We start from the raw sequence: 20,295 nt of genomic DNA, 5'->3' as shown, positions 1-20,295 counted from the left end.
ATCGATCTCGGCTGTCAGAGCCCGTTCGGAGCGTTCGGCGCCCTCAGAGGTAGAGGTCCTGCTTTCGGATCAGAGCTGTGGCCACGACGCTGACGACCGAGGTGGCGACGAGGTATCCGCAGGCCAGCCAGGGAGTTCCGCTGGCGACGGCGATCAGGGCGGTGAGGATCATCGGCGTGATGCCCGACGCGTAGATTCCGGAGAACTGGTACACGACGGACAGGCCGGTGTAGCGGATCTCGGTGGGGTACAGGCTTGCGTACAGCGTGCCCTGCGCTCCGTAGAAGAGGGCATGGACGACGCCGAACACGAGCACCATCGCGACGCCGAACAGGATGAGATTCTCCGTGCCGAACAAGGAAAACGCGGGGAAGACCGCGAGCCCGTAGGCCCCGATGCCGATGAGGTAGATCCTCTTGGCGCCGTAGCGGTCGACCAGCAGTCCGGAGAACGGCAGGAGCACGGCCATGACCGTCGCCGCGATCGTGACGACCAGGAGGACGGGAATCTTCGCGAACTCCAAATTCTTGGTCGCGTACGTGATCGCGAAGACGCCCCAGGTGTTGAACGCGGCGCCCTCACCCCAGCGAGAGAGCAGGCCGAGGATGGTGCCCCGGCGCACCCGGCCGCGGAACACGTCCTTCAGTGGAGCGGAGGAGCGCTTCGAGAGGTCGTGCACTTCCTGGAACGCCGGGGTCTCCTCGACCTTCAGCCGGACCACGAATCCGACGAGTACGAGAATCAGGCTCAGCAGGAAGGCGATCCGCCACCCGTAGGAGAGGAATTGTGCGTCGTCGAAGATCACCTGCAACGCGGCGAAGACGCCGGTGCCCAGGGCCAGGCCCAGCGCCAGGCCGATCTGGGGGATGCTGCCGAAGATGCCGCGCTTCTTCGCGGGACTGTGTTCGACGGCGAGCAGCACGGCGCCCGCCCATTCACCGCCCAGTGCGAACCCCTGCAGGATGCGCAGCAGGAGCAGCAGGATCGGCGCGATCACCCCGACCTGCGCGGCCGTGGGCAGCACACCCATCAGGGCGGTGGCGATGCCCATGATGAACATGGTGAGCGCGAGTGTCTTCTTGCGTCCGATGCGGTCGCCGATGTGGCCGAAGACGACTCCGCCGATCGGCCGGACCACGAAACCGACCGCGAACGTGGCGAACGCCAGCATGGTGCCGACGAACGAACTCTGATCGGGGAAGAACAGCTGGTTGAACACCAGGCTGGCAGCCGTCGCGTAGAGGAAGAAGTCGTACCACTCGACTGTCGTCCCCAGGAGGCTGGCGGCGACGACGGTGCGGAGCCGCTTGCGCCGCTCGAGGTCGGATTCGGTCGAAGGTGTGTACGGGGCGTCGGACAGCGTAGTCATAGCGCGGCGACAGTAACCCTGCCCACTGCCGTCGGGCACGATTCCGAATCATGGTGATCGAAACCCTCACGCCCCGGCTTCGTCGTTGATGAACTGTCCTGTGGTGCCCATCTGTCGTCGACAAGAGGATCGCGCGTGTCTCTGCATTTCCACTGGTTCCTTCCCACCTACGGTGATTCCCGCAACCTGATGGCGGGTGGTCACGGGAGTTCCATGGCAGGAGACCGTCCCGCCACGCTGCGGTACCTCAATCAGATCGGTGCGGCGGCGGAGTCGAACGGCTTCGAATCGGTGCTGACGCCCACCGGTGCGTGGTGCGAGGACGCCTGGCTCACCACGGCCATGATGCTGGAGACCACCGAGACGTTGAAGTTCCTGGTCGCGCTGCGGCCGGGCCTGCTCAGCCCCACGCTGGCCGCACAGATGGCGGCCACGTTCCAGTGGCAGTCGCAGGGGCGGCTGTTGCTCAACGTCGTCACCGGTGGTGAGGACCACGAGCAGCGCACGTACGGCGACTACCTCGACAAGAACCAGCGCTACGCCCGCTGCGGCGAGTTCCTCGACGTCATCCGTCAGCTGTGGGCGGGAACCGGACCTGTCGACTACGCGGGCGACTACATCCGGGTGGAGAACGCCCAGTTGCAGCGCATCCCCGACCCGGTGCCGCCGATCTTCTTCGGCGGGTCGTCGCCGGCCGCGGGCACCGTCGCGTCCCAGTTCGCCGACACCTACCTGACCTGGGGTGAGCCGCCGAGCGCCGTCGCCGGGAAGATCGCCTGGATTCGCGACCTCGCCGACGTCCAGGGCCGCACGCTCGATTACGGCATCCGGCTGCACGTGATCAGCCGCGACACGTCCGAGGAGGCGTGGGCCGAGGCCGATCGCCTGCTCTCCGCCCTCGACCCGGCGACGGTCGAGCAGGCGCAGCAGAGCCTCGCCCGGTCGGGTTCCGAAGGTCAGCGCCGCATGCGCGAACTGCACGGCGGGGGAAGCGCCTACTCGAAGGACGCCGGAGCGCGCGCGCTCGAGGTGTCCCCCAACCTGTGGTCCGGTGTGGGGCTGGTCCGCGGCGGCGCCGGCACCGCGCTGGTCGGCTCCCACGAGGAGGTCGCCGACCGCATCGCCGAATACGCGGCGCTCGGACTCGACCACTTCGTCCTCTCCGGCTACCCGCACCTCGAAGAGGCCTTCAACTTCGGCGAAGGGGTCCGGCCGATCCTCGAACGCCGGGGGCTGGTGCAGTCGCGCAGTCACCGTCCCGGCGACCTGTCCGGGTCGACGGCGTTCCTGTCCTCGAGTCGGTAGCCACTGCCAGACTGGGGGCATGGTAGAGACTGCGCGAGTGCCGGGGGAACTGCTCCCGCACCTGCGCCGTGCCCGCGACCTCGCCGACCGTGACTACGCCCGAACGCTCGACCTCGGAGAACTCGCGGCGACGGCAGGGGTGTCGAAATACCACTTCCTCCGGTGCTTCGCGGCGGTCTACGGCAGGACGCCGGGTGTCTATCTCGCGGAGCGCCGCGTCGAGCGCGCCCAGGACCTGCTGCGGGCGACGAACCTGACGGTCACCGAGATCTGCCACCTGGTCGGGTACACCAGCGTCGGGTCGTTCAGCGCCAAGTTCCGTCAGCTGGTCGGCACGTCACCGTCGGTGTACCAGGCGAAGTTCGCCGAGCACGGGGCGCCGCGCATTCCCGGCTGCTATGTGTTCATGCACGGGCTGAGCGATCGAAATGCCGCAATTTCCGAGAAGCGCGGTCGGTCGCGCCGGACATAGGTTGGTCGCATGATCACCAACGTTTCTCTCGTCACCCTGTGGGTCACCGACCAGGACGATGCGAAGAAGTTCTACATCGACACGCTCGGTTTCGCCGAGGGCACCGACGTCACGATGGGTGACGGGTTCCGGTGGGTGACGATCCTGCACCCCGATCACCCGGAACTCGAGGTCACGCTCATGAAGCCCGGGCCGCCGCTCGACGCCGACATGGCCGAGGCGATCCGTCGGTCGCTGGCCGCGGGGACGATGGGCGGATTCGGGCTGACCACCACGGACTGTCACGAGACGTACAAGGATCTGGTTGCCAAGGGCGTCGAGTTCACCCAGCCGCCTGCCGAACGCCCCTACGGCGTAGAGGCGGTGATGCGGGACAACTCCGGCAACTGGCTGGTGCTCGTGGAGAAGCGGGAGTTCACCGGAGAGGACTTCCCGCACTGAGCGATACGGGTCAGCGCGCCCGGTGGCGTCGAACGGCGTCACGGTTCGCGCACTTCGGTGAGCAGTACCGCTGACGGCCGTTGCGGGATGTGTCGGCGTAGATGGCGGTGCACTCCTCGAGTGCGCAGCGGCCTAGCCGGTGCATGCCGCGGCCCACGAGGTGCAATGCGGTGCCGACGGAGAAGAGCGCCTCGAGCACCCCTGCCAGCGACTGCTGGTCGTCGCGATAGTGGAGGTGCCAGCCGTCGCCGGCGTGGTTGGTCAGTCGCGGGTAGGCGGATGCCTTCGTGAGCATGAGGTTGACCTGTTCGGCGCGGGCTTCGTCGGTGGTGGTGTCCGCGATCGACGCCCACCGGTGGAGCATCGCGAGCACGTCGGCGAGGTCGTCGTCGGTGACGGGGAAGTCGACGACGATGCCGGCGTCGACGCATCGGTCCACGAGTTCGCCGGTCGAGCCGGGCGGGTGATTCGTGAGGTCGGCGGCGAGTGTGACCGCGTACTCGCCGTAAGGGTTGAGATGCACAATGCCATTACATCACGCTGGGTGCATGAGCGAACATCACGAACACGACTGGCAGGAATTATCTCGACATCGGACGAGCACAGGAGTTGTCACGTACCTCGGTTGCTCGTGCGGGCGGTGGCAGTTATCGCTGCTCGAGGCATCGATAGGGGAATCTAGCCATATCTACGTCTGATCGCAGATCTGAATAGATTTGCCTACGAACCGCCGTGTGCCGGGTCGAGGGTCTGGCGTTTTCGGCGCGAGGCGCACATAATCACCACGTGAGCCAAGTAACTGTTACTCCGAGTTCACCCATTCTTGCTCAATCGGGCGGAGAGGGTGGCGGTGCGGCGTTCGATCAGATCATCGGAATCTCGGTGGCGACGGCGATCATCACTGTGGGTCTGCTGTGGATCGCGTACCTGCACCGCACACGCAAGATCACGTGGCTGCAGACGGCCGCCGACACGGCGGCACGCGCGCTCGACCGGCCCCCGTGGGTGGCCCTGCCCCTGGTGACGTTCGTCGGGACCATCCTGACGGCGTTCTTCGGTTTCATCTGGGACGTCAGCCTGCACATCGGGCGAGGCCGCGACGACGGGCCGCTCGCGAACCCCGCGCACTACTTCATCCTCGTCGGACTCTTCCTGCTGTTCATCACCGGAATGCTGGCGATGATCCTGCCGCGCGACGAGAAACCCGGTCCGGCGGCGATCAAGATCACGCGCACCTGGTACGTCCCGGTCGGCGGCGTCCTGGTGGCCGGGGCGGGGCTGTACGCCCTCATCGGGTTCCCCCTCGACGACGTCTGGCACCGCATCTTCGGTCAGGACGTCACGCTGTGGGGGCCGACGCACCTGATGCTGATCGGCGGTGCGGGACTGTCGCTGATCGGCGTCCTGCTCCTGGACTACGAGGGCCGGATGGCGACCCCCGGTGACACGAAGCAGGACAGCAGGCTGATCTGGTTCCTGCGGTGCGGCACATTCGGTGGCCTGCTCATCGGCCTGTCCGTCTTCCAGATCGAATACGACTTCGGCGTCGAACAATTCCGCCTCGTCCTGCAGCCGATGATGATCGCCGGCGCCGCCGCGTTCACCCTGGTGGCGGCGCGCATCGTTCTCGGACCCTTCGCGGCGATCGTGGCCGTGGCGGTGGCCGGCGTCGTGCGTGCGATCACGGCACTGATGGTGGGGCCGGTTCTCGGCGCCCCCACGAACGTGTTCGAACTGTGTCTCGGCGCCGCGGTGCTGATCGAACTCCTCGCCCTGACACCGCTGATCAAGAATCGGGTGGCCTTCGGTGCCGTCGGCGGACTCCTCGTCGCAACGGTCGGGCTGTGGCTCGAGTCGCTGTGGATCGACGCCGTGTACATCTACCCCTGGCCCACCAGCATGTGGCCGGAGGCGCTGGCCATGGCCGTGCCCGTGGGCATCGCGGCCGGGGCCTGCGGCGCCCTGCTCGGGCGGGTGCTCCGATCCGAGGGACTTCCGCGTCCCGCGATCAGTCGCACCATCGTCGTCGCCACGGTCGTGGTGATCGCCGGTGCCACGGCCAACGGGCTCGTCGCGACCGTCCCGGAGAACGCCACGGCGACAATCGCTCTCACGGAGGCCGCGCCGGACGGCGGCCGGATGGTCGACGCGGAGGTGCGCATCGACCCACCCGATCTCGCCAGTGACAATCCCGCCTGGGTGTCCATTCTGTCCTGGCAGGGCGGCACCGGACTGGGCAACGGATTCACGGTCGACCGACTCGAACGCACCGGGCCCGGCACCTACCGGACACACGAACCGGTGCCGGTCCACGGAACGTGGAAGACGTTGCTGCGCGTGCAGGACGGGCGCACGATGACGGCCGTCCCGATCTACCTGCCCAGCGATCCGGGCATCGGCGCCGAGGAACTCCCCGCCGTCGCATCCTCGACCCGCGACTTCGTCCCGGAGATCACCATCCTGCAGCGGGAACGGAACTTCGATCACCCGACCTGGCTGTTCGGTGCCGCGTCGCTGGTCGTACTCCTGTGCACTCTTGCGCTGATCACCGCGCTGGCCTGGGGAGCGGGCCGGATCAGCAAGTACACGCAGGGGCAGGCGGCCACCGGCACCCGCGAGGACGTGACGGTGACATGAATCCGGTGACCGACCCGGACGTCGTCTACCTCGCCGATCACTCGGTGCTGCTGGCGATTCCCGCGTTCGTCCCTGCGTTCCTGGTGGCAGGCCTGGTCATCTACCTGGCGGTCCGGGACCGCAAGGCGGAAGCGGCCGAGAATGCCGAGAGCGCGAAACACGGCCCGAGTGAGAAAGACGAGGAGAATTAGGTGATCAGGCGGTTGGCCGGAGTTGTCGTGGTACCTGCTGTCGTCGTCGCCCTGGTGTCGGGCTGTGGAGGCGACAACGACACGCCGGCAACGGACGACGGTGTCGTGATCGACGTCGTGATCGACGCAGGCTCGGTCACACCGAGCAACGAGCGCATCGAGGCCGCGGTGGGGGAGACCGTCACCGTGCGGATCGAGAGCGACGCCGACGACGAACTGCACGTGCACGCCGTGCCGGAGCATTCGTTCGAGATTCACCCCGGAACCCAGGAAACCCAGTTCTCCGTGGACGTTCCGGGCCAGGTGGCGGTGGAATTGCACGACACGGGTAAGACGGTGGCCACCCTGCTCGTGCGTCCATGACCGTTGTTCTCGCGCACGGCCTCGGCGGATCCACCGACCTTCCGATCCCGTTCACGTATGCGCTGATCGGGGCGAGCTGGGCGCTCACCGTGTCCTTCGTGGTCCTGGTGTTCGCCTGGCGCACACCGAAACTGGACCCGGACAGTCCCGGGCGCCGATTGCCCGGCTGGGTGACGCGGTTCGCCGACGCGCCGATCACGCGGAACGTGCTGGCGGCGTTCGGTGTGGTGTTCGCGGTGTGGGTGGCGCTCGCGGCGTTCTTCGGACCCTCGGAGTCCTCGGCGAATGCCCTGCCGGGCGTGTTCTACGTGCTGCTCTGGGTGGGGCTGGTTGCGGTGTCGCTGGCGTTCGGACCGGTGTGGCGAGTGTTCTCCCCGGTCCGCACGCTTCACCGATCGGTGTGCGCGGTGAGCGGGCGCTCCCCGGCCGAAGGCACTGCGCGGTACCGCAACTCGTGGGGGTACTGGCCCGCGGTCGCGGGACTGTTCGCCTTCGTCTGGCTCGAGCTCGCCTCCGGCGACCCGGGTTCCGTTGCCGCCGTACGTACCTGGCTGCTGGTGTACGTCGTGGTCACGACGGCCGGGGCCTTCACCTGCGGTGAGCGCTGGTGTGAGCGGGGCGATCCGTTCGAGGTGTACAGCACGCTGGCGTCGCGGTTGTCTCCACTGAGCCGGGATCGACACGACGGCCGGATCGTGCTGCGCAATCCGCTGGACCACCTGGGGTCGATGCCCGTTCGTGCCGGCTCCGTCGCGCTGATGGCAACGCTGCTGGGATCCACGGCCTTCGACAGTTTCTCGGCGTTCCCGTGGTGGGCGCGGCTGGTGGACGGAATCGGTTCCCCGATCGGCGCGACTCTCGCGCGCACGGCCGGGCTGCTGGTGTTCGTCGGCTTCGTCGGGGTGTCGTTCTGGGTGGCTTCGCGGGCCGCGGGTGGATTACGGCCGGAGCAGCGCGCCGCCCTCCCGGGGCTGCTGTCGCATTCGCTGATCCCGATCATCATCGGCTACGTCTTCGCCCACTACCTGACGTATCTGGTGGAGAAGGGGCAGGCGACGGTGATCCTGCTGGCCGATCCGATGGGTCGGGGATGGAACCCACTGGGACTCGGCGACGCGGAGGTCTGGTACGTCCTGTCCGAGCATCCGGCCGCGACGGCGTCGATCAAGGTGCTGTGCGTCCTTGCCGGTCACGTCCTCGGAGTGATTGCGGCACACGACAAATCCGTACGGGTCCTGCCCCGGGGTCATCAGCTGACCGGGCAGCTGGCACTGCTGTTCACGATGGTGACGTACACCTTCGGTGGGCTGTACCTGCTGTTCGGCGGCTGACGACCCCGGCGTGCGTCAGCGTGCGAGGACGACCGCCGCCTCCGCGGTGAGCGAGGCGAACGTGAACGTCTCTTCGAGGTAGAGCGTGACGTCGGTGGCGGTGTGGCTGTCGTAGCCGATCGACAGGTCCGTGCCGAGGGTCAGCTGGTTGTCGCCGCCGCGAGTGGACAGCACGTATCCGCCGCTGATGGCGGGCGCCCAGATGATGTCGCCGGCGACCAGGTCGCGCAGGTGGTGGAACACGGGATGTCCCTCGTCGCGGGTCTCGCTGACCGCGGTGTACGCGTCGGCGTCGAGTACCACCGAATACGGTCCCTCGACACCGGCGAGTCGCAGCGCCGACAACGCGGACGCGACAGCGTCGGGGATGAGCAGCGGATCCTCCGGCAGACTGAGAACCGGGTTGTCGCTGGACGGACCGAGACCGCGGATGCCCGCCTCGTCGAATCCCTGGAAGATCGACTGGTCTTCCGCGAACGCGACGGCCTTCGCGGCGTCCTTGACGGGTTGCCAGTCGGAGTCGAGGGAACCCCGGGCGACGTCGTCGACCTCGGCCCGGCTGAGGGTGAACGGGAATCGGAGTTCGACGAGCGGGTTCACCTGCCGCTGCTGCGCCCGGATCCTGCTGTCCGACGTCTTGATCGGGGTGACCCGGCCGAGGTTGTGGGCCGAGTAGGAGTATCCGAACGGTCCCGCGACGTCGACGACGCGTCGACCGGCGACGTGGCGCTTGAACGTGCGGGCGGCCTCTTCGCCGATCTGCTGCCAGGCAACCTCGGTGACGGGTGCCAGGTTGCGGTGCAGATTGCTCGAATCACTCATTGCGATACTCCTTTGAGACCACCGATTTTCAGGGACAGGTCGTACGGGCCGGCCGCGGCGGGCTCGACCGGGTCTTCGGGTGCCGACTCCGCGCCGGCCGGCTCGTCGCCGAGCGATTCGAGCACGTCCCGGCTCGGCACGAAGAACAATGTGCCGGTGGCCGCCGTGGAGAAGTCGAGGACGCGGTCGTAGTTGCCGGGCGGCTCGCCGAGAAACATGCGTCGCAACATCAGCTCGGTGACGGCGGGGTCCTTGGCGTACCCGATGAAGTAGGTGCCGTATTCCGCCTCGCCGAGGCTGCCGAATGCCATGTTGTCGCGGAGGATGTCGTGTTCGACGCCGTCGTCGTCGACGATGGTGTTGAGGGTGACGTGCGAATTGCTGGGCTGGGCGTCGTCGTCGAGTTCGACGTTCTCGAGCTTGGTGCGCCCGATGACCCGTTCCTGTTCCTCGGTGCTCAGCGTGTTCCACGCGCTCATGTCGTGCAGGTACTTCTGCACGATCACGTAACTGCCGCCCCGGAAGTCGGGGTCCTCGTCGCCGATCAGGGCGGAGTCCGCGGCGTCGTCGTCGGTGGGATTCTCGGTGCCGTCGACGAATCCGAGGAGGTCGCGGGAGTCGAAATAGCGGAAGCCGTGCACCTCGTCGACCACGGTGGCGGCGGAGCCCAGCGCGGAGACGATCTGGCGGCCCAGTTCGAAGCACAGATCCTTGCGGGCGGCCTTGATGTGGAACAGGAGGTCACCCGGCGTGGAGGGCGCGCTGTGGACCGGCCCGGACAGCGGGACGAACGGATGCAGGTGCGCCGGCTTCGACGACGCGCTCACGCGGTCCCAGAACTGCGCACCGACACCGACCACGCAGGACAGGGAACCGGCGAGTTCGCGGAATCCCACCGCCTTGAGCGGTCCGTCGATCCCGGAGATCACGTCGCACACCGTCGCGCGGTCGTCGTCGGAGTCCCCGGCGACGAGCACCAGGAAGAGGGAGGCGGCGCTGGGCGGAGTGAGGACTGCTTGTGGTGCCAATCTCGCGACTGGGCCTGGCATCTGTGTCTCCGTTCACCTCGACGTACGACGCTGCACTGTCCGGAACCTCACGTCCCATCTAACCGTTTCGAACCGCCAGGTTCCATTCAATCGGTTCGCCGCGCCGGTGCGGGGCCCCGGAATCTGTTGGTGGTGGCTCCTATCGTCGGGGTCATGCCATTGTCTGTGTCCGAGCGCGAACAGTTCCTGTCCGAGCCGCACATCGCGGCGCTGTCGGTTTCCGCCGGTGAGAGCCGCGGACCTCTGACGGTCCCGATCTGGTATCAGTACGCCGCGGGCGGTGATCTGTGGGTACTGACCGGCGCCGGTTCGGAGAAGGCGCGCCTCATCGAGGCGGCCGGGCGATTCACCATGATGGTCGAGCGAGTCGACCCCACCGTCCGGTACGTCTCCGTCGAGGGCGCCGTGGCGCGCACTGTCCCGGGAACCGACGCCCAGTTGCGGGAGATCACCGAGCGCTACCTCGCGCCGGAGAAGGTCGACGCCTACCTCGACTTCGCCCGGGCCGAACTCGGCGAACAGGTCGCGATCTACCTCCGCCCCGAGCACTGGCGATCGGCAGACATGGGCGCCGCCTGACCGCGGGTCACATCGTGTACGGAGACGTCGCGTTCTGTAGCTCCTCGAGAAAGTCGGAGGGCACCGTCGCCCAGTCCGGCCGCCACTCTCCGGCCAGCTGATCGGCCCGCAGATCCGCGACCAGCGCGACGACGAAGGGTCCACCGTCGGGAAGCACGCGGTGGAGTCCACGTGCCGCGCAGATGGAGGCGATGGAGGCGAGGGCCTGCTTCGCCTCGTCGTCGCGGCCCGCGGCGGCGAGGCACGCCACCCGGAGGCGTTCGGCCAGCAGGTGGGCGCGGTTGCGGCCGGTGCCGGCCAGCCGATCGGTCCACTCCTGCGCCCAGGTGCACGCCAGCTCGATGTTTTCGCGCGCCCCGGTGGCGAGCAGCATCCGAATCGCGGTGGTCTCCTCGACCTGCGCGACGATCTCGTCGATGCCCGACACCGGGCGCCGCCGGTCTTCGTGCCGGATCGGGTCCGGAGCCCCCAGCGAGGGATGCGGGGTGATGCCGAGCCGCCGGCGTTCGTTCTCGATGCGGGCCCGCAGGCGGGCGAGGGAGTAGGTCTCGGCCACCTCGAGTCCGGCGTGCAGGCGTGTCGTCGCCTCCTCACGGTCACCCCGCAGCGCCTTGACGTGAGCACCGGTGACGAAGCGGGCGACCTTGAAGTCCACCCCACCGGTCTCGACGGCGAGGGTGTAACCGTCGTCGAGGAGTCGTTCGGCTTCTTCGACGTCCCCGCGTTCGTAGAGCACCTCACCGAGCAGCGACCCCGCGAGCCGGGCGGATGGCGCTCGCGGCCCGCCCAGTTTCCGCCCGGCTCGGCGGGCCCGCCGGAAACGGTCGACGGCGTCGTCGATGTCGAGCTGCTCGTAGGATGCGACACCCAGATAGCTCTGACCGTGAACGACGTTGTGCGGTCCGGTGTTCCGCTCGTAGTAGGGCCGGGCCACCTCCTGGATCCTGCGCACCTCCGCGAAGTCGAACCGGTACACGGCGGCGAACGTCGTGACGTTGAAAGCGGCGCACACCACCCACGGGGACATGGCCTCCGGCCGCGCCAGGCAGTCGGCGGCGAGTTCGTCGATCCGGTCGCTGCGGTCGTTGCGCAGTTCGGCGACCGCACGGACGACGCCCGCCTCCGCCCGCAGATCCGCCGTGTCGCTCGCGCTCGCGCCGCTGTGTTCGAGTGCCCATTCGGCTCGCTCGAGCGCGCGTTCGGCGGCCATGGTCCGGTTCGCCATCGCATGCGCCCACGCCGTCGTGACCTGCAGCCGGGCACTCGCGGCGACGAGAGCCGGTGGCAGCTTGTCGACCACCGCCGACAACGTCGCCGCCTGGGACTGCTCGAGCAGTATCAGTCCGTCGGCCTCGACGAGTTCCACGGCGCGTTGCTCTTCGCCGCCGGCGATTGCGTGGTCGACGGCCTCGCGGAGCAGGCTGTGGTCGCAGAACCAGCGGGACGCGATGCGGTGCAGTTCCCGGACGCGGTCGGGTTGGTCGCGTTCGAGCCGGCGGCGCAGGAACTCCGCGAACAGGGTGTGGTACCGGAACCACGTTCGCTCGTCGTCGATGTGGCGCAGAAACAGGTCCCGGTCCTCGGCGGCCTCGAGCATCGCCTGCCCACGCGCGGTGTGTGCGAGGGCGCCGGCGAGGCCGCCACACGTGCGCTCGGTGATCGAGGTGGCCAGCAGGAAGTCGAGCATCTCGGGTTCGAGGGTGTCGAGGACGTTCTCGGCGAGAAATTCGCCGATCGCGTGGTGACGGCCGGACAGTCCGGCGATCAGCTCGGAGGGATCCGCTCGCCCGCGCAGCGACAGTGACGCCAGTTGGAGAGCCGCGACCCACCCGTCGGTGGAGTCGCGGAGCTCGGTGACGTCCTCGCTGTCGAGGGGCAGGCCACCGAGGTCAACGAGGAACGAGCGGGCTTCGGAATCGTCGAAACGCAGTTCCGAGTAGTCGATTTCGACGAGTTCGTCCTTGACGCGCATGCGGCTCATCGGCAACCCGGCCCTGGTTCGGCTCGTCACCACGACCTGCAGGTGGTGGCACCCGTTGTCGAGGAGGAACTCCAGGGCGGCGATCGTCGCGGGTTCGGACACGCGCTGCCAGTCGTCGATGATCAGGGCGATCCGTTCGCCGCTCTCGTGGATCTGGTTGACCAGTGAGGTGAGCACGTAGCGTTCAGCCTCGTCGTCGTGCTCCTCGAGGACCTGGCCGAGTTCCTTTGCCAGGTTGGGACGCACGCGGCGGATCGCCTCGATGAGGTGCGCGACGAACCAGACCACGTTGTCGTCGTCGTTGTCGACGGTGAGCCACGCGACGGCCACTCCCTCGTCGGCGAGGACGTTCCGCCACTGGGCGGCCAGGGTGCTCTTGCCGAATCCGGTGGGGCCGTGGATCACGGTCAGCAGGCGCCGGCGTCCGGCCCGCAGCAAATCGATCAGCCGGTTCCGCTCGACGAGCTGACGGGTCGCGGCCGGCGGCCGGAACCGGGTGGCCGGCGCGGGCGGCGGCGTCGACGGGTATCGCGCCCGTCCCGTCGTGGACGTGCGGAACGGACCGGAGATGGTCGAGACGGCCCCGTGTGCGGAATCCTCGACGTGGTGGACCCCGGCGTCGACGGGCATCGCCATCTCGTCCACGGCCAATCCGTGGTGGCGTTCGACCTCCCGCAGTTCGTCCCCGAACGCGGCGGCGGACGCGGGGCGATCCTCCGGTTTACCGGACATCGCCCGCTGGATCACGGCGCTGAGGTCCTCGGGGAAACCCTCGGTCCGCAGGTCCGGGACGGGTTGGGTGGTGATGCGCAGGAACTGCGCGATCACCTCCTCGCCGTTGTGCCGTTCGAAGGCGGCGTGCCCGGTGATCGCGCTGAACAGGGTCGCACCGAGGCTGTACACGTCGGAGGCGGCGGTCGGGGTCCGCCCGGACAGCACCTCGGGAGCGGTGAACGCGGGGGAGCCGGTGACCGTGCCCGCCGTCGTCTCGAACGCCCCCGACATCCGCGCGATCCCGAAATCGGTGAGCTGCGGTTCGCCGTACTCCGTCAGGAGGATGTTTCCAGGTTTGACGTCCCGGTGGAGGATGCCCACCCGGTGCGCGGTTTCGAGCGCACCGGCAAGTTTCACCCCGACACGCAGGGCGTCGCTCCAGGGGATGGGCCCGCGCCTGCGGATCTGCGCGTCCAGCGAATCGTGGGGATGGTACTGCATCACGATGTACGGACGGCCGGTGTCGGTCGTCCCGACCTGCATGATGTTGACGATGTGCGGGTGGCCGCTCAGCCGGCCCATGGCGCGCTGCTCCCGCAGGAACCGCTCGAGGTTCTCGGCGTCGAGCGCCGCGGTGAGGACCTTGACCGCCACGGTTCGATCGAGTTCCGGTTGCGCACACCGATAGACCACCCCGAACCCACCGTGCCCGATCTCCCTGGCGTCCTCGAGACCGACTGCGGACAGCTCGGATATGAGGGTTTTCGACACAGACTCACGCTGGGTGGCGAGCGGGTCAAAATCGGTCATTCCACCACCTCTTCGCTCGTCATCGAGCATATCGCGGTACGCGTGACCCCGAGGCCGGACAATCGAGCGATGCCACACGTGCGGAAAATCGTGGATCTGTCACACACCATCGGGCCGGGCATGCAGGTGTATCCCGGCGACCCGGTGCCGACGCTGATCCGGCACTGCACCCTCGAGCGCGACGGCTACAACGTGCTGGACGTCAGGATCGGTTCGCAGTCCGGGACTCATGTCGACGCACCGGCGCATCTGAAGGCGGGGGCCGCGACCGTCGAACGGCTGGCACCGGACCTGTTCGTCGGCCGCGGCGTCGTGTTCGACCTGCGCGAGCTCGTTGCGCGACAGCGGATTACCCGCGAACTGATCATGTCCCGGGCGGACGACGTCGGGCCGGGCGACATCGCCGTGTTCCATACCGGGTGGTCTCGCCACTACGGAACGGATGCCTACTACACGCATCCGTTCCTCGACCCCGAGGCGTGCACACTGCTGCTCGACCGGGGAGTGCGGACGTTCTGCCTGGACGCCCCGAGCATCGACGAGACGCCGGACGAGGACCACGCCGACGCCGGATACCCGGTTCACCATCTGATCGCCGACGCCGGCGGAGTGATCGGCGAGAATCTGTGTCGGCTCGACCGGATCGACTTCCCCGACCCGCTCCTCAGCCTCCTGCCGATCGCCCTGGCGGCCGGCGACGGAGCACCCACTCGGGCAGTGGCGATGGAGCTGGCGGAGTAGTCGCGCTCAGCCGCCGGCCACGGACTGCAGAATCTGCAGTTCCTGCCCGGGCGTCACCTCGGTGCCGACACCGCCGAGGAGCCGGACGTCCTCGCCGTCCACGTAGACGTTGACGTACCGCCGCAGGGCGCCGGTCTCGTCGCGAATCCGGCGGCCGAGAATCGGGAACTCGCCCGCGAGGACGTCGAGCACGTGGGACACCGTCGAGGCGGCGTCGAGGGGCACGTGCACGGAGCGTTCACCGCCGACGATCGACGCCAGCGCCCGCGGAACCCGCACGGTGACTCCCTCGCTCATGATGCGACCACCGCGGCCCGCACGCACAGGACGTCGGGCAGATGCGCCGCGACCGTGCCGAACGAGGCACCCTCGTCGGCGCTCCCGTAGACCTCGCCGCCGCGCGTGCCGAAATACACGCCGACCGGGTCGGCGGTGTCCACTGCGGCGGCGTCGCGGAGCACCACGTTGTAGTCGCGTTCCGGCAGTCCGCTGTCGAGGCGGGTCCAGCTGTTCCCGGCGTCCTCGCTCCGGTATACGGCCAGCCGGCCGTCGGGTGGGATCCGTTTGCCGTCCGCCTCGATCGGAACGACCCAGATGGTTCCCTCGCGGCGGGGATGGGTGAGCATCACGAAGCCGAAGTCCGTCGGCAGTCCGTCCGCAATCGATTTCCAAGTGTCGCCGCTGTCGTCGGAACGGTAGACGCCGTGATGGTTCTGGGCGTACAGCCGGTCGGGAACGTAGGCGTCGCGGGCGATCTTGTGGACGCACTGGCCGAACTCCGGGTTCGGGTCCGGCAGGAAGTAGGCCGTGATCCCGGTGTTGCGCGGCTCCCAGGACGCGCCCCCGTCCGTGGTGCGGTAGACACCTCCGGTGCTCATCGCGACATGCACCGTGTTCTCGTCCTGCGGATGAGGGACGACGGAATGCGCTGCGGCGCCGCCGTATCCGGCTCCCCACTCCGGCCGGTGCGGATGGTCCCACAGCCCGCGTTCGAGCTCGAAATGCTCGCCGCCGTCGACCGACCGCCACACCGAGATGGGTTCGCATCCCGCCCACACGACGCCCGGACGGTCGTCCGTGTCGGGCCGGAGCTGCCACACCCGCTCGAGCGCGGCGCCGTCACCGTCGCCGAAGCGGATGGCCCCGTGGTCCGGTTCGGTCCAGGTGGCACCCAGGTCGTCGGAGTGCGCGACGGTGGGACCCCAGTGCTCGGACCGGACCCCGACCAGAATGCGGGTGCGGCCGGCCCGCGTGTCGATCCCGATACTCGGAATCTCGTTCATCAGGAAGTGCGGGCCCGACAACGTCCAGGTGGTGCGGTCGCGGCTGGTGGCCAGCCACAGGCCCTTCTTCGTTCCGATCGCGACCAGGACCGTGTCGGGTGCGCTCATGAATCCATCGGACCACTCGGCCCTCGCAGTTGGCAACGACGGGGCGGGAACTCTCAGCGGGCAGGCCCGTGCCCGATCCTCGCCCGCAGGTGGCTCAGCGCCCGGTGCTGGGCGACGCGGACGGCGCCCGGCGTGGTGTCCAGGACCCGTGCGGTCTGCTCGGCCGACATTCCCACGATGACGCGCATGAACAGGATCTGCTGGTGCCGGACCGGAAGGGTCTCGACGAGCTGGCCCATCTCGCCGCGCAGTTCGCGGCGCAGGACGTGATGCTCGGGGCCGTCCTCGACGTCCACCACGTGATGTGCGGCAGCGCCGCGTGCGGTGGTCGGTGCGGACAACCGGGTGGCGCGGCGCCGCGCGTCGGACACCTTGTGCGCGGCGATGCCGAAGATGAACGACAGCAACGACTTCCCCTGGTTCTCGTATGTCCGTAGGGAGCTCATCAACGCGAGGCACACATCCTGGGTGACGTCGTCGGCGGTGGCGTGCGGGTGATCCACCGACTCGAGCCTGCTCGTGCAGTAGCGGTGCACGAGGGGGTGCGCGATGCGGAGAACCTCTTCGACGGCGTCTTCGTCGCCCGTCGCGGCGTACGGCGCGAGTCGTTCCAACTCGGCTCTGGCGTCCAATTCGATCATGGTGTTCTCCCTGTTCCTGCGGCTGCATCCAGCCTCGGGGGAACACGCGATCGTCGATAGGCACCGAAGGGTGCGGAAGTCGCCACCCCCGCTACGACTTCATAGCGGGATCTAGGACACGCGCTAGATGAGCGCAGATTCGCCAACAGAGGTTGTTACCTTCGTGGCCATGGACCCTGTCCGTAACCCCTATGCGCCCGGCGCGGGGCAACGCCCGCCGGAGCTCGCGGGCCGAACCAGGCAGCTCGACGCGTTCGACGTGGTGCTCGAACGGATCGCGCGCGGTCGCCCGGAACGCAGTGTGATGCTGACGGGTCTGCGCGGCGTCGGGAAGACGGTCCTGCTGAACCACCTGCGGTCGGCCGCCATCTCGCGGCGGTGGGGCACGGGGAAGATCGAGGCCCGACCGGATCAGGATCTGCGGAGGCCGCTGTCGTCGGCGTTGCACATGGCGGTGCGGGAGATCGCGGGTTCGCATCGCGACCCCGACCGGGTGGAGGAGTTCCTCGGCGTCCTGAAGTCGTTCGCCCTGCGCGCGACGGCCGACAAGGGCATGCGGGAGCGGTGGCAGCCGGGCATCGACGCCCCCGCGGTGAAGGGGCGCGCCGATTCCGGGGACATCGAGATCGACCTGGTGGAACTGCTGCTCGACGCGTCGTCCCTGGCCCGCGACGTCGGGGTCGGGATCGCACTGTTCATCGACGAGATGCAGGACCTCGGCGCCGCGGACGTCTCGGCGGTGTGCGGGGCGTGCCACGAACTCAGCCAGGACGCGGCGCCGCTGATCGTGGTCGGGGCAGGACTGCCGCACCTGCCCGCCGTGTTGTCGGCGTCCAAGAGTTACTCGGAGCGGCTGTTCAGCTACCACCGCATCGACCGGCTGGACCGGGTGTCGGCGGACCGGGCATTGATCGCGCCCGCCGAGCGGGAGGACGTGAAGTTCACGGACGAGGCGCTCGACGCGTTGTATGCCGCCGCGGACGGCTACCCCTATTTCGTCCAGGCCTACGGCAAGGCGACGTGGGACGTGGCCGCAGCCAGCCCGATCACCGAGGAGGACGTGCGGGTGGCCGCGCCGACCGCGGAGGAGGAACTCGCGGTCGGGTTCTTCGGATCGCGATACGAGCGCGCGACGCCTGCCGAGCGGGAGTACATGCGGGCGATGGCCGACCTGTCCGGGGACGACGGACCGGTCGCCACGTCGGCGATCGCGTCCGAGCTCGGCCGCAAGCCCGCGTCGCTGTCACCGGCGCGGGACGGGCTGATCAAGAAGGGCCTGATCTATTCGGCCGAGCGCGGGTCGATCGGATTCACCGTGCCGCACTTCGGCAAGTATCTGCGCGCGCAGAACGACTAGCGGAATCTAGCTTTCTCTACGAATTTGCCTAGATAGCCAAAGATTGTCCTGTCGAGTGCCGGACGTGTTCCGGGCGCTGGCCGTTGCCGTGGCTCCGGCGCATCCTGGAGGTACGACGAAGGGATCAGCAATGTCGGACACTGTCGCCCGCAAGGTCATCGGTGCGCACCTCCTCGACGGCCGGATGGAACCGGGGGAGGAGATCTCGATCCGGATAGACCAGACCCTCACCCAGGACGCCACCGGAACCCTGGTGATGCAGGAACTCGAGGCGCTCCACCTCGATCGCATCAAAACCGAGTTGAGCGCGCAGTACGTCGACCACAATCTGCTGCAGGCCGACGAGAAGAACGCTGAGGACCACGAGTTCCTCCGGACGGCTGCCCTGCGGTACGGGCTGTGGTTCTCGAAGCCGGGCAACGGGGTCTCTCATCCCACCCACATGCTGCGCTTCGGTGTTCCCGGCAAGACCATGGTCGGGTCCGACTCGCACACACCAGCGGCGGGATCGCTGGGCATGCTCGCGATCGGCGTCGGGGGGCTCGAGGTCGCCATGGCGATCGCGGGTCAGCCCCTGCATCTGCGGATGCCGCAGATCTGGGGTGTGGAGTTGACCGGCAGGCTCCCCGACTGGAGTTCGGCGAAGGACGTCATCCTCGAGATGCTCCGCCGCCACGGGGTCAAGGGCGGGCTCAACAGAATCATCGAATACCACGGTGAGGGGCTCGCGACGTTGACGGCGATGGATCGCCACGTCATCGCGAACATGGGAGCCGAACTGGGCGCCACGACATCCATCTTTCCCGCAGACGACGCCGTCCGTGATTTCCTGCGCGCCGAGGGCCGGGAAGACGACTTCGTGGAACTGCTCGCCGACGCAGGCGCGGCGTACGACGTGCACGAACACCTCGACCTGTCGACGATCGAGCCGCTGATCGCGAAGCCGTCGTCGCCGGGAAACGTGGTGCCCGTCCGGGAGGTTGCCGGTGAGGACGTCAGCCAGGTGGTGATCGGGTCGTCCGCCAATCCCGGACTGCGCGACTTCGCGATCGCTGCGGCCATGGTGTCGGGGAGGCAGACCGACCCGAGTGTGAGCTTCGACGTCAATCCGAGTTCGCGGGAGATCCTCTCCGACCTGACCAAGATGGGCGCCACGCTCGAACTCGTCGTGGCGGGCGCGCGAATTCATCAATCCGGGTGTATGGGCTGTATCGGCATGGGCCAGGCGCCGGCGACCGGCCGGAATTCACTCCGGACGATGCCCCGCAATTTCCCGGGGCGTTCGGGCACCCGCGAGGACTCCGTGTGGCTGTGTTCACCCGAGACGGCGGCCGCGTCGGCTCTCACCGGGGTGATCACCGACCCGCGGGACTGGGCGGAGAAAGTGGGGATGCCGTACCCGGAACTCACGCTTCCGGACGAGGCCACCGTCAACACGGCCATGCTGGTGGCTCCGCTGCCGGAAGAGGAGGCTCGGCACGTCGAAGTCGTGAAGGGACCCAACATCTCGTCCCTGCCCGAGTTTCCGCCCCTGCCCGACCGCATCGAGGCACCGGTCCTTCTGAAGGTCGGTGACAACATCTCCACCGACGAGATCTCTCCGGCCGGGGCGCGGGCCCTGCCGTTCCGCTCCAACATTCCCAAGCTGGCCCGGTTCACGTTCACCCAGGTCGACGAGACCTATCCGGCGCGCGCGGAGGAGACGGCGAAGACCACCGGGCATTTCATCGTCGGCGGCGACAACTACGGGCAGGGGTCCTCACGTGAGCATGCCGCGATCACCCCTCGGTACCTCGGGTTGCACGCGGTGATCGCCACCTCGTTCGCCCGTATCCACTGGCAGAACCTCGCCAACTTCGGTGTGCTCGCGCTCGAATTCGAGAACCCGGACGACTACGACACGATCCGGCAGGACGACGTGCTGATCCTCGACGGAGTTCGGGAGGCCATTCGTTCCGGCCCCCGTCTGACCCTGTTCGACTCGACCCGTGACGTGGAGATCCCGGTGCGTCATCGGCTGTCCCCACGTCAGGTCGACGACGTGCTCGCGGGCGGATTGATTCCACAGCTGGCACGCAGGGAGTGATCAGCCGGTCGCCGT

Annotated in this window: 19 protein-coding genes; 11 read left to right on the top strand and 8 right to left on the bottom strand. The window is 68.0% G+C overall.

Annotation, left to right across the window (positions count from 1 at the left end):
- Positions 1-43: 43 nt before the first annotated feature.
- The gene (locus RHA1_RS11815) at positions 44-1,369 is read right to left on the bottom strand and encodes an MFS transporter (protein ID WP_011595153.1); all 1,326 of its coding nucleotides are present in this window, start codon (positions 1,367-1,369) and stop codon (positions 44-46) included.
- Positions 1,370-1,504: 135 nt separating this feature from the next.
- Here RHA1_RS11815 and RHA1_RS11810 point away from each other — a divergent pair, with 135 nt between their 5' ends.
- The 3 genes from RHA1_RS11810 to RHA1_RS11800 are packed head-to-tail and all read left to right on the top strand — an operon-like array spanning position 1,505 to position 3,587.
- Positions 1,505-2,674: an LLM class flavin-dependent oxidoreductase gene (locus tag RHA1_RS11810; RefSeq protein ID WP_011595152.1), complete on the top strand. Its 1,170-nt coding sequence runs from the start codon at positions 1,505-1,507 to the stop codon at positions 2,672-2,674.
- Positions 2,675-2,693: 19 nt separating this feature from the next.
- Positions 2,694-3,146 carry a helix-turn-helix transcriptional regulator gene (locus RHA1_RS11805; RefSeq protein WP_011595151.1) on the top strand — a complete coding sequence of 151 codons (453 nt, stop codon included), beginning with the start codon at positions 2,694-2,696 and terminating at the stop codon, positions 3,144-3,146.
- A 9-nt stretch (positions 3,147-3,155) separates the two neighbouring features.
- Positions 3,156-3,587, top strand: a complete 432-nt coding sequence (locus RHA1_RS11800) for a VOC family protein (protein ID WP_011595150.1) — start codon at positions 3,156-3,158, stop codon at positions 3,585-3,587.
- A 10-nt stretch (positions 3,588-3,597) separates the two neighbouring features.
- Here RHA1_RS11800 and RHA1_RS11795 read toward each other — a convergent pair whose 3' ends face one another.
- Positions 3,598-4,110: a CGNR zinc finger domain-containing protein gene (locus RHA1_RS11795; RefSeq protein ID WP_011595149.1), complete on the bottom strand. Its 513-nt coding sequence runs from the start codon at positions 4,108-4,110 to the stop codon at positions 3,598-3,600.
- A gap of 263 nt (positions 4,111-4,373) precedes the next feature.
- On the opposite strand from RHA1_RS11795, the gene RHA1_RS11790 reads away from it, so the two are divergent.
- Genes RHA1_RS11790 through RHA1_RS11775 form a run of 4 tightly spaced genes read left to right on the top strand, consistent with a single transcriptional unit; the run spans position 4,374 to position 8,109 of the window.
- A complete protein-coding gene (locus RHA1_RS11790; RefSeq protein WP_050787475.1) occupies positions 4,374-6,224 on the top strand; it encodes a hypothetical protein in 1,851 nt (616 codons plus the stop codon).
- Positions 6,221-6,415, top strand: a complete 195-nt coding sequence (locus RHA1_RS11785; protein WP_009475094.1) for a hypothetical protein — start codon at positions 6,221-6,223, stop codon at positions 6,413-6,415. Before RHA1_RS11790 ends, RHA1_RS11785 begins: the two co-directional genes overlap by 4 nt.
- Positions 6,416-6,778 carry a hypothetical protein gene (locus tag RHA1_RS11780; protein ID WP_011595147.1) on the top strand — a complete coding sequence of 121 codons (363 nt, stop codon included), beginning with the start codon at positions 6,416-6,418 and terminating at the stop codon, positions 6,776-6,778.
- The gene (locus RHA1_RS11775) at positions 6,775-8,109 is read left to right on the top strand and encodes a hypothetical protein (RefSeq protein WP_011595146.1); all 1,335 of its coding nucleotides are present in this window, start codon (positions 6,775-6,777) and stop codon (positions 8,107-8,109) included. The genes RHA1_RS11780 and RHA1_RS11775 overlap by 4 nt, the downstream gene beginning before the upstream one ends.
- 15 nt (positions 8,110-8,124) lie before the next feature.
- On the opposite strand, the gene RHA1_RS11770 is transcribed toward RHA1_RS11775, so the two are convergent.
- Together RHA1_RS11770 and RHA1_RS11765 are read right to left on the bottom strand one after the other, a co-directional pair.
- On the bottom strand, positions 8,125-8,931 hold the full coding sequence (locus RHA1_RS11770) for a family 1 encapsulin nanocompartment shell protein (RefSeq protein WP_011595145.1): 807 nt from the start codon (positions 8,929-8,931) through the stop codon (positions 8,125-8,127).
- Positions 8,928-9,980 carry a Dyp-type peroxidase gene (locus RHA1_RS11765; protein WP_011595144.1) on the bottom strand — a complete coding sequence of 351 codons (1,053 nt, stop codon included), beginning with the start codon at positions 9,978-9,980 and terminating at the stop codon, positions 8,928-8,930. Before RHA1_RS11765 ends, RHA1_RS11770 begins: the two co-directional genes overlap by 4 nt.
- Before the next feature lie 153 nt (positions 9,981-10,133).
- Between RHA1_RS11765 and RHA1_RS11760 the strand changes: the two genes are divergently transcribed.
- On the top strand, positions 10,134-10,559 hold the full coding sequence (locus RHA1_RS11760) for a pyridoxamine 5'-phosphate oxidase family protein (protein ID WP_011595143.1): 426 nt from the start codon (positions 10,134-10,136) through the stop codon (positions 10,557-10,559).
- Between the two features lie 7 nt (positions 10,560-10,566).
- Here the strand turns inward: RHA1_RS11760 and RHA1_RS11755 are convergent, their stop codons facing one another.
- Positions 10,567-14,064 carry a serine/threonine-protein kinase gene (locus RHA1_RS11755; protein ID WP_011595142.1) on the bottom strand — a complete coding sequence of 1,166 codons (3,498 nt, stop codon included), beginning with the start codon at positions 14,062-14,064 and terminating at the stop codon, positions 10,567-10,569.
- 69 nt (positions 14,065-14,133) lie between these two features.
- On the opposite strand from RHA1_RS11755, the gene RHA1_RS11750 reads away from it, so the two are divergent.
- Positions 14,134-14,805: a cyclase family protein gene (locus RHA1_RS11750; RefSeq protein WP_041811365.1), complete on the top strand. Its 672-nt coding sequence runs from the start codon at positions 14,134-14,136 to the stop codon at positions 14,803-14,805.
- A 6-nt stretch (positions 14,806-14,811) separates the two neighbouring features.
- Here the strand turns inward: RHA1_RS11750 and RHA1_RS11745 are convergent, their stop codons facing one another.
- From RHA1_RS11745 to shbA, 3 genes are read right to left on the bottom strand one after another with little or no spacing between them, the layout of a single operon-like run.
- Complete coding sequence (locus RHA1_RS11745; protein ID WP_009475067.1) at positions 14,812-15,102, bottom strand: MoaD/ThiS family protein; 291 nt, start codon at positions 15,100-15,102, stop codon at positions 14,812-14,814.
- The gene (locus RHA1_RS11740) at positions 15,099-16,196 is read right to left on the bottom strand and encodes a WD40/YVTN/BNR-like repeat-containing protein (RefSeq protein ID WP_011595140.1); all 1,098 of its coding nucleotides are present in this window, start codon (positions 16,194-16,196) and stop codon (positions 15,099-15,101) included. Before RHA1_RS11740 ends, RHA1_RS11745 begins: the two co-directional genes overlap by 4 nt.
- Before the next feature lie 53 nt (positions 16,197-16,249).
- Positions 16,250-16,837, bottom strand: a complete 588-nt coding sequence (gene shbA / locus RHA1_RS11735; RefSeq protein WP_009475065.1) for an RNA polymerase sigma factor ShbA — start codon at positions 16,835-16,837, stop codon at positions 16,250-16,252.
- A 169-nt stretch (positions 16,838-17,006) separates the two neighbouring features.
- On the opposite strand from shbA, the gene RHA1_RS11730 reads away from it, so the two are divergent.
- Both RHA1_RS11730 and RHA1_RS11725 read left to right on the top strand, forming a co-directional pair.
- On the top strand, positions 17,007-18,194 hold the full coding sequence (locus RHA1_RS11730) for a DUF8462 domain-containing protein (RefSeq protein WP_029539211.1): 1,188 nt from the start codon (positions 17,007-17,009) through the stop codon (positions 18,192-18,194).
- A gap of 130 nt (positions 18,195-18,324) precedes the next feature.
- Entirely contained in the window at positions 18,325-20,280 is a 1,956-nt protein-coding gene (locus tag RHA1_RS11725; protein WP_011595138.1) for an aconitate hydratase, read from the top strand.
- The last annotated feature ends 15 nt before the right edge of the window (positions 20,281-20,295 follow it).

Origin of the sequence: Rhodococcus jostii RHA1, from assembly GCF_000014565.1 — a bacterium.
In the GTDB taxonomy this organism is placed as follows: domain Bacteria; phylum Actinomycetota; class Actinomycetes; order Mycobacteriales; family Mycobacteriaceae; genus Rhodococcus_F; species Rhodococcus_F jostii_A.
The sequence above is the reverse complement of the archived record's forward strand: the minus strand, read 5'-3'. Positions and strand labels throughout refer to the sequence as shown.

Excerpts from the sequence above, each read along its gene's own strand:
- RHA1_RS11725 (WP_011595138.1), top strand. The coding sequence starts at position 18,325 with ATGTCGGACACTGTCGCCCGCAAGGTCATCGGTGCGCACCTCCTCGAC.
- RHA1_RS11755 (WP_011595142.1), bottom strand. The coding sequence starts at position 14,064 with ATGACCGATTTTGACCCGCTCGCCACCCAGCGTGAGTCTGTGTCGAAA.
- RHA1_RS11760 (WP_011595143.1), top strand. The coding sequence starts at position 10,134 with ATGCCATTGTCTGTGTCCGAGCGCGAACAGTTCCTGTCCGAGCCGCAC.
- shbA (WP_009475065.1), bottom strand. The coding sequence starts at position 16,837 with ATGATCGAATTGGACGCCAGAGCCGAGTTGGAACGACTCGCGCCGTAC.
- RHA1_RS11750 (WP_041811365.1), top strand. The coding sequence starts at position 14,134 with ATGCCACACGTGCGGAAAATCGTGGATCTGTCACACACCATCGGGCCG.
- RHA1_RS11730 (WP_029539211.1), top strand. The coding sequence starts at position 17,007 with ATGGACCCTGTCCGTAACCCCTATGCGCCCGGCGCGGGGCAACGCCCG.
- RHA1_RS11745 (WP_009475067.1), bottom strand. The coding sequence starts at position 15,102 with ATGAGCGAGGGAGTCACCGTGCGGGTTCCGCGGGCGCTGGCGTCGATC.
- RHA1_RS11765 (WP_011595144.1), bottom strand. The coding sequence starts at position 9,980 with ATGCCAGGCCCAGTCGCGAGATTGGCACCACAAGCAGTCCTCACTCCG.
- RHA1_RS11785 (WP_009475094.1), top strand. The coding sequence starts at position 6,221 with ATGAATCCGGTGACCGACCCGGACGTCGTCTACCTCGCCGATCACTCG.
- RHA1_RS11805 (WP_011595151.1), top strand. The coding sequence starts at position 2,694 with ATGGTAGAGACTGCGCGAGTGCCGGGGGAACTGCTCCCGCACCTGCGC.
- RHA1_RS11800 (WP_011595150.1), top strand. The coding sequence starts at position 3,156 with ATGATCACCAACGTTTCTCTCGTCACCCTGTGGGTCACCGACCAGGAC.
- RHA1_RS11775 (WP_011595146.1), top strand. The coding sequence starts at position 6,775 with ATGACCGTTGTTCTCGCGCACGGCCTCGGCGGATCCACCGACCTTCCG.
- RHA1_RS11740 (WP_011595140.1), bottom strand. The coding sequence starts at position 16,196 with ATGAGCGCACCCGACACGGTCCTGGTCGCGATCGGAACGAAGAAGGGC.
- RHA1_RS11770 (WP_011595145.1), bottom strand. The coding sequence starts at position 8,931 with ATGAGTGATTCGAGCAATCTGCACCGCAACCTGGCACCCGTCACCGAG.
- RHA1_RS11815 (WP_011595153.1), bottom strand. The coding sequence starts at position 1,369 with ATGACTACGCTGTCCGACGCCCCGTACACACCTTCGACCGAATCCGAC.